At 46.8% G+C, this 11,700-nt stretch carries 8 protein-coding genes; 1 reads left to right on the top strand and 7 read right to left on the bottom strand.

What is annotated here, in order from left to right; genetic code table 11:
- Nucleotides 1–11: 11 nt before the first annotated feature.
- The 7 genes from FH968_RS06130 to FH968_RS06160 all read right to left on the bottom strand — a co-directional run bounded on the left by FH968_RS06130 (nucleotide 12) and on the right by FH968_RS06160 (nucleotide 8,310).
- Nucleotides 12–1,208: a porin gene (locus tag FH968_RS06130; protein ID WP_139878256.1), complete on the bottom strand. Its 1,197-nt coding sequence runs from the start codon at nucleotides 1,206–1,208 to the stop codon at nucleotides 12–14.
- Between the two features lie 596 nt (nucleotides 1,209–1,804).
- Complete coding sequence (gene asnS, locus FH968_RS06135; RefSeq protein ID WP_139878257.1) at nucleotides 1,805–3,205, bottom strand: asparagine--tRNA ligase; 1,401 nt, start codon at nucleotides 3,203–3,205, stop codon at nucleotides 1,805–1,807.
- Nucleotides 3,206–3,379: 174 nt separating this feature from the next.
- Nucleotides 3,380–4,582 carry a nicotinate phosphoribosyltransferase gene (gene pncB, locus FH968_RS06140; protein WP_139878258.1) on the bottom strand — a complete coding sequence of 401 codons (1,203 nt, stop codon included), beginning with the start codon at nucleotides 4,580–4,582 and terminating at the stop codon, nucleotides 3,380–3,382.
- A gap of 484 nt (nucleotides 4,583–5,066) precedes the next feature.
- Nucleotides 5,067–6,470 carry a 3-deoxy-7-phosphoheptulonate synthase class II gene (locus FH968_RS06145; protein WP_139878259.1) on the bottom strand — a complete coding sequence of 468 codons (1,404 nt, stop codon included), beginning with the start codon at nucleotides 6,468–6,470 and terminating at the stop codon, nucleotides 5,067–5,069.
- A gap of 54 nt (nucleotides 6,471–6,524) precedes the next feature.
- The gene (locus FH968_RS06150; RefSeq protein ID WP_139878260.1) at nucleotides 6,525–6,923 is read right to left on the bottom strand and encodes a cupin domain-containing protein; all 399 of its coding nucleotides are present in this window, start codon (nucleotides 6,921–6,923) and stop codon (nucleotides 6,525–6,527) included.
- Nucleotides 6,924–6,969: 46 nt separating this feature from the next.
- The gene (locus tag FH968_RS06155) at nucleotides 6,970–7,509 is read right to left on the bottom strand and encodes a prephenate dehydratase domain-containing protein (RefSeq protein WP_139878261.1); all 540 of its coding nucleotides are present in this window, start codon (nucleotides 7,507–7,509) and stop codon (nucleotides 6,970–6,972) included.
- 24 nt (nucleotides 7,510–7,533) lie between these two features.
- Nucleotides 7,534–8,310 (bottom strand): RraA family protein, encoded by a 777-nt coding sequence (locus FH968_RS06160; protein WP_223271290.1) that lies wholly within the window; start codon nucleotides 8,308–8,310, stop codon nucleotides 7,534–7,536.
- A 777-nt stretch (nucleotides 8,311–9,087) separates the two neighbouring features.
- Here FH968_RS06160 and pepN point away from each other — a divergent pair.
- Nucleotides 9,088–11,700, top strand: coding sequence for an aminopeptidase N (gene pepN, locus FH968_RS06165; protein WP_139878262.1), 2,613 nt, complete (start codon nucleotides 9,088–9,090; stop codon nucleotides 11,698–11,700).

Below are 11,700 nucleotides of genomic sequence, written 5' to 3' on the forward strand. Positions count from 1 at the left end.
TTGCTGGATAATTAGAACTGGTAAACGATACCAACAGTCACGTGGTCATCAGTATCTTGACCCGTTGTTTTTGAGTAGTCATTATCGCTCAGCAGGTTGAACTGATAAGCACCATAGACGTTCATGTTTTTGTTGAAGTAGTACCAAGTACCCAATTCTACGTATTTAACCAGGTCAGCATCGCCACCACCGAAGGTAGCACCATTTGCAGTACGGCCAACCAGGTCTTTACCTTTAGACTGTACGTAACCGATGGATGGGCGCAGACCGAAATCGAACTGGTACTGAACTACAGCTTCAAAGTTCTGAGTTTTGTTTGCAAAGTTTGCATCAGGCTCGCGAGTCATGTTCTGAGTTTCTGCATACATAACTGCTGCATAAACGTTGTTTGCGTCGTATTTAAATGCTGTAGACCATGCTTCAGCATTATCGCCGCTTGCGCCGCCATTATAACGAGTACCAGTAGTCGCGTTAACAGCTGTTAGCGCATTCTTCTGTGCATCGGTACGGTCAGAATTTTCATAACCAGCAGCTACGCTGAAGCCTTCTGCAAAGTCATAAGTTACAGCAGTGCTGTAGCCTTCACCGTTGGCTTTAGCGCCGTTACCGCTCAGGCTAACCGACTGCGGAGTACCAGTATTGTCGTCATAGTTGACAGTAACAGGACTGTTACGATCGTTTTTACCCTGATACTGCAGAGCAAGGTTCAGTCCGTCAACCAGACCGAAGAAGTTGCTGTTACGATAGGTCAGAACACCGTTAGTACGGCCGTTCATGAAGTTGTCGGTAGCAGCCCAAGAATCGCCACCCCAAACAACCAGCATATCAGTGTAAGCCGCTACGTCGTAGATTGCACCGTAGTTACGGCCGTAATCCAGGGAACCTGCATCACCAAATTTCATACCTGCAAATGCCAAACGAGTAGCCTGGCTCTGAGCGCCCTCTACGTTGGAAGCGGTCATGTTGTATTCCCACTGGCCGTAACCGGTCAGTTGGTCATTGATCTGAGTCTCACCTTTGAAGCCAATACGGGCATAGGTAGAGTCAGCGTTTGTGCTGTGGCCGTTAGTAGTCCAGCCATGCTCGCCTACAGCTTTACCGTAGAAGTCCAGTTTGTTACCGTTTTTGTTATAGATTTCTGCAGCGTTAGCTGCACCGGCTACCAGCAGAGCAGGGATTACCACTGCCAGAATATTGCGCTTCATCATTATTTATTACCCTCATTGGTTTTTTTGTGACACCTGCCACTGCCGTCAATAATTCTGTACGGAACTATTGATGAGAGTTTGGTGTCTTTCTGTATCTGTCAGGCATCTTTCCATCCATGAAACCGTTTCGCTAGCCTGAAAGTGCTACAAACATCGAGAGTTGGTCACAAAAAGAAACTATGTGTAACTAAATGTGTATTTTGTGGAACTTTGTGAACTATCTCAAACTTCCTTGCCGCTTCGTCTAAAAATTCATCTTTCTTATTCTATATATATGAATTACTTATATTTAATTCATATAACTGAGAATCTCGTTTGTTTTTTGCTTACATTTGTACATTATTTGAGTGATTTTTGGATGTCCAGACATCTGAGTGAAATTTATCCGAATGTGCTAAGTCAAATCTGAGAAGCAGTAAGCAAGCTGAAGACGGGAGTGTTTTGTGATTGTTTGTTTCGCAGACACAATTCGTAACTGGCGAGTTGCAGAATGGGGTTGAAATTGACGTTTGTTTAACTTTCGTTGAAGAAAAAAGACGTTTGTAGAGCAGATAGAAAAAAGGCCAGCAATTGCTGGCCTTGGATAATTGAAGTTTTTAGAAGCTGGCGTTGCGTGGCGTACGTGGGAATGGAATCACGTCACGAACATTCTGAACACCGGTTACATAGGCAATCAGACGCTCAAAACCAAGACCGAAACCAGAATGTGGAACGGTGCCGTAACGACGCAGATCGCGATACCACCAGTAGTCTTCTTTATTCAGACCCATTTCAGTCATACGTGCATCAAGCACATCCAGACGTTCTTCACGCTGAGAACCACCGATGATTTCGCCAATACCAGGTGCTAACACGTCCATTGCGGCAACGGTTTTACCGTCTTCGTTAAGGCGCATATAAAAGGCCTTAATATCTTTCGGATAGTTTTTCACAACCACCGGTGCTTTGAAGTGCTGCTCTGCAAGATAACGTTCATGCTCAGAGGAAAGGTCAACGCCCCAGTAAACAGGGTTCTCGAATTTCTGACCACAATTCTCAAGAATTGTAACAGCGTCGGTGTAATCAACCTGTGCGAAGTCAGCTTCGATGAAGCGCTGTAAACGTTCCACTGCATCTTTGTCAACGCGCTCGGCGAAGAACTGCATGTCGTCCATGCGCTCATCAAGCACGGCTTTAAAGACGTACTTCAACATGGCTTCTGCCAGGCCTGCAACATCGTCCAGATTGGCAAAAGCTACTTCTGGCTCCAGCATCCAGAACTCAGCCAGATGGCGGCTGGTGTTGGAGTTTTCAGCGCGGAAAGTTGGACCAAAGGTATAAACCTTGGACAGTGCACACGCATAGGTTTCGCCGTTCAACTGGCCAGATACGGTCAGGAATGCTTCTTTACCAAAGAAGTCTTTATCGAAATCTATTTTTCCCGCTTCGGTACGTGGCAGGTTTTCCATATCCAGCGTTGATACGCGGAACATCTCACCAGCACCTTCAGTATCGGAGGCGGTGATAAGCGGTGTAGATACCCAGAAATAACCCTGCTCATGGAAGAAGCGATGCAGCGCCTGTGCCAAAGTATGACGAACGCGAGCTACAGCACCAATCATATTGGTGCGCGGACGCAGGTGGGCCACTTCACGCAGATACTCAATACTGTGGCGTTTAGCCGCCATTGGATAAGTATCAGGATCATCAACCCAACCGGTCACTTCTACTTGAGTAGCCTGGATTTCAAAGCTCTGGCCCTGACCGAGAGACTCGACAACTTTGCCTGTGACAACAACGGAACAGCCGGTTGTCAGACGCAATACGTCATCATTGTAATTAGGCAGAGAATTATTAATGACGGCCTGTACAGGAGAGAAGCAGGAACCGTCATAAACGGCGAGGAAGGAGATACCAGCTTTTGAATCTCTTCGAGTACGCACCCACCCGCGCACGGTGACTTCTTGGTCAACGGCTACGCGGCCCTGGAGTACGTCGGCTACAGGCACAACGCTCATATTTTTCTCTCTATTAAATGGTCAGTGGCAAAAAAATAGTTACCCACAATCGGGGGTTATCTATGTTACCTGTCGCGAGCCGACAGACAAGCAGAAAAATCAAAGGAGGCGAAGAAATACAATAAAGAAAGAAACCTATGGGCGTAATGAATATCACCCATAGATTTATTTGAATCAGCTAGCTTTCTTAACCAGCGGTAAATCGAAGGCTTTACGTAGTGCTCGAACGAAGGCTTTATCGTGGCAAATGGTTTTGCCAGGGCTGTCGGACAGTTTTGCCACAGGTTTACCGTTGCACTCCACCAGCTTTATAACAATATTCAACGGTTTGACCTGCGGAATATCACATGTCAGACGGGTACCGATACCGAAACTCAAATTCACGCGCGCGCAGAAATGGTGGTAAAGCTCGATGGCTTTCGGTAAATCGAGGTTATCAGAGAACACCAGAACTTTGGTTTTCGGATCTATTCCCAGCTTTTCATAATGAGCAATCGCTTTTTCACCCCATTCAAATGGGTCACCTGAATCATGGCGCAGCCCTTGATACTGGCTGGCAAAAGACAAGTCAAAGTCGCGCAGGAAAGCATCCATAGTAATGCAATCTGTAAGTGCTATACCGAGTTGGTGAGGATATTCGTCAAGCCAGGCCTGAAGCGCTGCGCGTTGACTGTTCGCCAGAACGGGGCTGATTTGCTGATGTGCCTGGAACCATTCGTGGGCTTGGGTGCCCATCGGCGTTAAATTCAGGCGACGCGCCAGGTCGTAGTTACTGGTGCCAACAAACCACGTTTCTTGTTGCAGGCGCTCAACGATTGCCTGCTGAACTTCACGCGAGAAACGGCGGCGCGTACCAAAATCCATCAAGCGGAATGCAGAAAGATTGATATCTGCCGTCAGCTCTTTGAACTGGACCAGCTTGGCTTCCAGACTATCCAGTGCCATTTGCGGGGTAACGCCCGGCGAGCGATGTTGATGTACTACTTCGCTTATCACTGCAAGCAATGGAACTTCCCACATAATCACTGTCAGCCACGGCCCGGTCAGGCGAATGTCTAAATGGCCGTTGTTATTGCTGATGTGTACCTGAGTGGGATCGTAGCGGAAAGTACGCAGCCAAGAGAGATAGTCAGCCTCAAAGAATGGCAAACCTTCAAGGAAGGTGAACTCCTCGTTGCTGAGCGCGAGGTGGCGCATATTATCAACCTGTTCACGGATGGCATCTGCATAAACTCCCAGCAGATCGTCGCCGCGGCAACGAAATTCAGCCGCGACATTCACGTCGTGATAGCGGTGGAAAACTGCCTGCTGCATATGAAGCTTATAGGCGTCAGTATCCAGAAGCGTTTGCAAAATTGGGGAAGCGTGTCGTGTCATGGCGCGTTGCAGCATCCTCTCACAGGAGCGTTTCCATCAAGGGCTAAGCAGATAAAAGACGCAGGAGTATACCCTGATTATCTGTTTATTAAACCTGGATCACAACACACGGGCACTTTATGGTCGATGGCAATTCGTGCCGCTTGTTATACATATGTATCAACAAGATGGGTAACTCTTTGAATTAACAGCTAACTCTTTACCCATCAGACCCTTATGGGGCATGAGGGGCTTAGAATGATAATTACTGGTTGAGTATGGCAACTTGTTCCTGGCATCCACCCAGCATACTCACCCAGTACACGTGTGTTACGTCGAGACTGTTTGATTTGGCGGAATCCCCCTGTTGCTCTGGTTAGCGGCAGGGGGAGGTATATCGGATGAATCTGTTATTGAAGTTTATGTACGTCTCACTTCAAAGGTGCTGTGCTCGCTATCCTTTTCATTACATATATCCAGGGTTGCAATAAGAACGTGCAATTCTTTAACGCAATGCTTTCCCCAGCAGAAATGCTAATTCCAGTGACTGTGCTCGGTTAAGCCGCGGATCACATGAGCTTAAATAACGGTAAGATAAATCGCGATCATCAATATGTTGCAACCCTCCGGTACACTCAGTGACATCCCCTCCCGTCATTTCAAGATGAAGGCAACCAGGATGCATGCCTTCCTCCCGCAGCAACCTAATAAAACGCTGGGCCTCCTCTACTATGCTGGTAAAGCTGCGGGTTTTATGTCCTGAAAAAGTGTTGCGAGTATTTCCATGCATGGGATCTATGGCCCAAATAACCGGATGACCGCTCATGCGGGCCGCGTGTAACAATGGCGGGAGTTTTTCATCGATTTTGTCGTTCCCCATTCTGGCGATCAACACGATTTTTCCCAGCTGTTTATCAGGGTCTATGATTGTTAACAGTGCAAGTAAACGCTCTGTTGTCATATTTGGACCGCACTTGATACCAACTGGGTTTCCGATGCCACGCAAATACTCAACATGTGCGCCATCGGGATCACCGGTTCGCTCACCAAGCCATAACATATGCGCTGAACAGTTATACCAAGTGCCATCTACCGCATCTTTGCGAGTCATCGCCTCTTCGTAATGTAATAAAAGCGCTTCATGACTGATGAACAATGGCCGACCGGCATAATCATCGCGGACATGACGATGGTAACTGCCGTGCAGTTGCTCGCGCATCAGGTGATAATAATTGTCAGAATCCCCGCGTCGGTCTGGGGAGAAATTAGGTTCTGTGAAGTCAGGAAAAACGGACGTATTCATCGCACGCAGCAAGTTCACGGTCACGGCTGCGTGATAATAGGCTCGGAGCATACGTTGAGGGTCAGGGATGCGATCCTGAAGTGAAAAGTCCTGACCATTAATAATATCACCACGATAACTGGGCAGTGTCACCCCATCACGAGTCTCCTCTTGTTGGCTACGTGGCTTGGCAAACTGCCCTGCAATACGCCCTAACTTGACTACTGGTAGTCCGGTGGACTCGTGAATTAAACCTGCCATTTGTGCCATGGTCAGGCAATGATCGCGGATGGTGGTCGCCTGACAACCATCGAAAGATTCCGCACAATCGCCACCCTGCAGCAAAAACGCTTTCCCTTCAGCAACCTGAACCATCTGATGGCGAAACTGGCGGATTTCTGTTGCGAGTAGTAACGGTGGGCTAGACCGTAATTGGCGTTCATAATCCTGCAAGATGCGCTCATCCGGATACACCGGCAACTGGCTAATGGGGAAATCACGCCAGGAGGCAGGATGCCATTGTCGTGAAACTGAGAGTGAAAAAGGGTTCATTTCAGTCAGAAACGATACTGGGAAACTTCGATAAGAGTCACCGGTTAGTACATCAATATCACGCTTAAGCAACATGTATCTCCTAGGAAAAGACAACAGCAAACGTTGGCATGTGCGCCAGCAGTGGTTTTATTTTGCCGTCTGGGAGCGGGTCAGATAGGTTTCTATAACGCCGTTTTGTCGGGCCACATAGTCTTCCCGTACTGGCGTGTAAACGTCGATAACTTCTGAGGTCTCTAGTGCTTCTGCATGGTGAACAGCCCATGATGGAATGATGAACGTATCACCGGCGTGTAGATAAACAGTACGACCGTCAACATTCAGACGTAATGAACCTTTGAGAATGGTGGTGGCTGTTTCATGTTCATGCTGATGCTCAGGGATTTGGGCACCTGTTTTGAACTGCCAAAAAGCGATAGTAAAATCTGTACCGTGTACAAATTTCGCTTGGATCTTACTTTCTGTCCCCTCTGGTCGATTCAGATCCATGTCGTAAGAAATCATGTCTTTATTCAGATATAAACTCATTATTTAATTTCCTTTTAAAATACGTATTAATAAACGAAACGTAGGTTTATAAAGATTGTTTTACTTTTGCATGAATGGAAAAACCCATCGGGACTGGGCCAAAATCAGCCAGAATATTAAGCTGGCATTGCTGAGCGGCAAGTAATGTGGTTATACAACCATCAACAGTGCCTGCCGCACACTGTTTTGCCGCCTCACTATTCGAATTAAATAATTCAATAGCTACATTCTTATCAACACCTTTAATTTGATGAATTAAATCCTGAGGTGCAGGGTGAGAACCAACACTTTTTATTTTTCTGACGTTATCCAGTCGACTGGCGAGCAACATATTATGTGTATCCATCACAAAACAGTCGATGAGCTTGAGGTGCTGTAAATTTTTGAAAACAAGATGATGCAAATATGGGTATACGATACACCCTAGCAGAACATCATTATTCTCATTCTGTTCCATATATTTTGCGGCGGATTCCAGCGTCTGGTGAAGTCTCACTTCGCCTCCCTGGTTATTATTTTCCAACCAGAGATGGGCAGCTTTTTCGCAATTGGTTCCCGCCGGTCCTAATGTATGAACGGTTATCATGACAGTCCTTAATTAATAATAAGATTAAATACGGCCGGTAAAATTAATCAATTCTGGTAGTCGTTCGCCTGCTCTGATTTTTTCCAACATGGTATTTTCAGTACTGTCAATGGCCAACGCTTTCTCCATAACCTCAACAATAGCGGAGGCTGGTACTACAGCTACCCCATTGGCATCAACGATAATTAAATCACCGCTATGAACAGTGATATGTTCAATCAAACAGTGAGTACCTGTTTCGGCTACCAAATACGCCCCTTGGGTATCCGTCGGTATCGGATTGCTGGCCAGAACTGGCATATTCAGCATTTTGAGCTCCTTCATATCGCGCACCGCCCCCCCTAAAATGACACCGGAAAAACCCATTTTTTCGAAGTAAGTACAGCTCATCCCGCCAGCCAGCGCGGCCTCCGTGATAAGTTCACCTCCGCCTGCTACATAAACCAGCCCATCGGCATACTCAAGTTCGGGAACCAGAAATGCTTTGACCTGTTCCCACGTTGACGGTTGACGCTGCAGAATGTCACTGCCTTTACGCACCATTTTCCAGCTAACGGTATAGGCCTGTGCTACGAGATATGGTTCATCGCCATTAATAGCACGTATTTTTGAGGTTAATACGTTGCCGGTGCCCATCCCATCGAGAATATCTACCACAGTAGATGTACTTATTTTTCTTTCTCGAAACACCGCCAAAATATTTTTAGGTAATCGTTCAAAATTCATAACAACTCCGGTCCTTAAGTTTATCAGAGCATGATGTAGATATTCATACACCTTCTTTTTGCGCTGAAATTCCATGTCATATGCATGTTTAAAAAACAAGATCTGATTTAATAACAGAGCATGAAATTCAAAGCACTCTAACTAATAGTGTGGGCTTGGTAATTATCAAATATTGTAAACCTGGGCGATGATATGAGATATAAATCATTAACAAACTAATCTATAACGTTTCTTCCTTGTGGATTGTTTTTTATTGAAACAACCAGAAATGAAAATTCACACATTTTATTTCATTTAATTCCAACGTGTTTTGCAGTAACGGTTTTTTGTGTTTAAGGATGGGAAATGTTGCTTCAGGTGATGGTTCTGAAGTAGATCATTAGCATGCTAACCTATAACAATTAGTCAGTGTGGGTGTATTTATTTAGATAATTAAAAGTTAATAAAAAGCACTTTTTGATCTACGCCGAAGTTATTATTTTATGGAATGATGTTTTGTTTTTAAAACACATATGAATTATTAATGCGGTGGTTAGTTCATTCTGAACGGGTTATCGCCATGTTGCTCAAACGTGTGTTGAAGATGGATTATGAAAATATAAACAGTGGCATTTGAGTTAACTATTCGCACTGACCATCAGATACTCGTACTGCAAACAGCCCATCAGTACTGGTCGTTTTCACGAACACATCGATATCAGGATGGTTCCAACTGAGAGGAAGGGGTCATCTCTTCTTTATGTAGCAATTCATGTGAGAAGCCCAGAAAAGATGATGATTCTGCGTGGCAACATTCGAGCAACAGGAATAGACTGAACTCCGCAAACTTACGGATGATGTATAAGGTTTTTTATGACACAACAGCCACAAGCCAAATATCGCCACGACTACCGTGCGCCGGATTACACGATTACCGATATCGATTTGACCTTTGACCTTGATGCCACAAAAACCCTGGTCACTGCTATTAGCCAAATTAGCCGGCAGGGCGCAGCAGATGCGTCTTTGCGTCTTGATGGTGAAGATCTGACGCTGGTTTCTATCGATGTTAACGGTGCTGCCTGGGAGCATTATCGCCAGGAAGAGGGCGCATTGATTATTGAATCATTGCCAGAGACCTTCACGCTGACCATCGTTAACGAAATCAGCCCTGCGACCAATACCGCGTTGGAAGGTCTTTATCTCTCCGGCGATGCGCTTTGCACACAATGCGAGGCCGAGGGTTTCCGCCATATTACCTGGTATCTTGACCGACCAGATGTTCTGGCGCGTTTCACCACCAAAATCATTGCTGATAAAACCCAGTATCCTTTCCTTTTATCTAACGGTAATCGCATTGCCGAAGGTGAACTGGACAACGGTCGTCATTGGGTGCAATGGCAAGATCCTTTCCCAAAACCTTGCTACCTGTTTGCGCTGGTGGCGGGTGATTTCGATGTTCTTCGCGATACCTTCAAAACGCGTTCAGGCCGGGATGTGGCACTAGAGTTATTTGTCGACCGTGGCAATCTTGACCGCGCAAGCTGGGCGATGACTTCTCTGAAAGCGTCAATGAAGTGGGATGAAACCCGTTTCGGTCTTGAGTACGACCTCGACATTTATATGATTGTCGCCGTGGACTTCTTCAACATGGGCGCGATGGAGAATAAAGGACTGAACGTCTTTAACTCCAAATATGTTCTGGCGCGTGCTGAAACGGCAACCGATAAAGACTACCTCGACATCGAACGTGTTATTGGCCACGAATACTTCCATAACTGGACCGGTAACCGTGTGACTTGCCGCGACTGGTTCCAGTTAAGCCTGAAAGAAGGGCTGACCGTATTCCGCGATCAAGAATTTAGTTCCGACCTTGGCTCACGCGCAGTAAACCGCATTCAAAACGTGCGCACCATGCGTGCAATGCAGTTTGCTGAGGATGCAAGCCCGATGGCACACCCAATTCGCCCGGATAAAGTTATTGAAATGAATAACTTCTATACGTTGACGGTATATGAAAAGGGTTCTGAAGTTATCCGTATGCTGCACACGTTACTGGGCGAAGAGAGTTTCCAGAAAGGGATGCAACTCTACTTTGAACGCCATGATGGCAGCGCTGCGACCTGCGATGACTTTGTTCAGGCAATGGAAGATGCGTCAAACGTTGACCTGTCCCATTTCCGCCGTTGGTACAGCCAGGCGGGCACGCCAGTGGTTACCGTGCATGATGACTACGACCCAGAAAATGAGCTGTATACGCTGACCATCAGCCAGGCCACGCCGCCAACCGCTGAGCAACAGGAAAAACACCCGCTGCATATTCCGTTCGATATCGAACTGTATGACAACGAAGGTAAAGTGATTCCGTTGCAAAAAAATGGCCACCCGATTCACCATGTACTGAATGTGACTCAGGCCGAGCAGACGTTTGTCTTTGATAACGTCTATTTCCAGCCTGTTCCGTCATTGTTGCGTGAATTCTCAGCACCGGTGAAACTGGAATACAAATGGAGCGACCAGCAACTGACGTTTCTGATGCGCCATGCTCGCAACGATTTTTCCCGTTGGGACGCTGCGCAAAGCCTGTTGGCAACCTACATCAAACTGAATGTAAACCGTAGCCAACAGGGCCAGCCTCTGTCACTGCCATTACATGTTGCTGATGCATTCCGTGCAATTTTGCTGGATGAGAAGATTGACCCGGCTCTGGCAGCAGAAATTCTGACGCTGCCATCGCAAAACGAAATTGCTGAACTGTTCCAGAAAATCGACCCACAGGCGATTGCCGCGGTGCATGCAGCGTTAACCCGTACACTGGCAAACGAATTGGCTGACGAATTCCTGGCGGTGTACAACGCTAACAAACTCGATGAGTATCGCGTTGAACATGCGGATATCGGCAAACGCGCTTTGCGTAACACCTGCTTGCGTTATCTGGCCTTTGGCGAGAAACAGCTTGCTGAGCAACTGGTGCGTAATCAGTATCAAAGTGCAGACAACATGACGGATTCTATTGCCGCCTTGTCTGCCTCAGTTGCGGCGCAATTGCCTTGCCGTACAGAGCTGCTGGCTGCATTTGATGAGAAATGGCATCAGGACGGTTTGGTCATGGACAAGTGGTTTGTCTTGCAAGCGACGAGCCCGGCGACTGATACGTTGAGCAAAGTGCGTGAGTTGCTGAACCACCGTTCATTTAGCATGGGTAACCCGAACCGCGTTCGTTCGTTGATTGGCGCGTTTGCAGCGGGCAACCCGGCGGCGTTCCATGCGCTCGATGGCAGCGGCTATCAATTTATGGTGGAAATGCTCAGCGAGCTAAACCACCGTAACCCGCAGGTAGCGTCACGTTTGATTGAGCCGTTAATTCGACTGAAACGTTACGATGCAAAACGTCAGGAAATGATGCGTGCGGCACTGGAACAGCTGAAAGGGCTGGAAAACTTGTCGGGTGATTTGTTCGAGAAAATCACTAAAGCATTGGCGTAG

It is taken from the genome of Buttiauxella sp. B2 (genome assembly GCF_006376615.1).
Lineage (GTDB): Bacteria > Pseudomonadota > Gammaproteobacteria > Enterobacterales > Enterobacteriaceae > Buttiauxella.

Excerpts from the sequence above, each read along its gene's own strand:
- FH968_RS06130 (WP_139878256.1), bottom strand. The coding sequence starts at position 1,208 with ATGATGAAGCGCAATATTCTGGCAGTGGTAATCCCTGCTCTGCTGGTA.
- asnS (WP_139878257.1), bottom strand. The coding sequence starts at position 3,205 with ATGAGCGTTGTGCCTGTAGCCGACGTACTCCAGGGCCGCGTAGCCGTT.
- pncB (WP_139878258.1), bottom strand. The coding sequence starts at position 4,582 with ATGACACGACACGCTTCCCCAATTTTGCAAACGCTTCTGGATACTGAC.
- FH968_RS06145 (WP_139878259.1), bottom strand. The coding sequence starts at position 6,470 with ATGTTGCTTAAGCGTGATATTGATGTACTAACCGGTGACTCTTATCGA.
- FH968_RS06150 (WP_139878260.1), bottom strand. The coding sequence starts at position 6,923 with ATGAGTTTATATCTGAATAAAGACATGATTTCTTACGACATGGATCTG.
- FH968_RS06155 (WP_139878261.1), bottom strand. The coding sequence starts at position 7,509 with ATGATAACCGTTCATACATTAGGACCGGCGGGAACCAATTGCGAAAAA.
- FH968_RS06160 (WP_223271290.1), bottom strand. The coding sequence starts at position 8,310 with ATGGAATTTCAGCGCAAAAAGAAGGTGTATGAATATCTACATCATGCT.
- pepN (WP_139878262.1), top strand. The coding sequence starts at position 9,088 with ATGACACAACAGCCACAAGCCAAATATCGCCACGACTACCGTGCGCCG.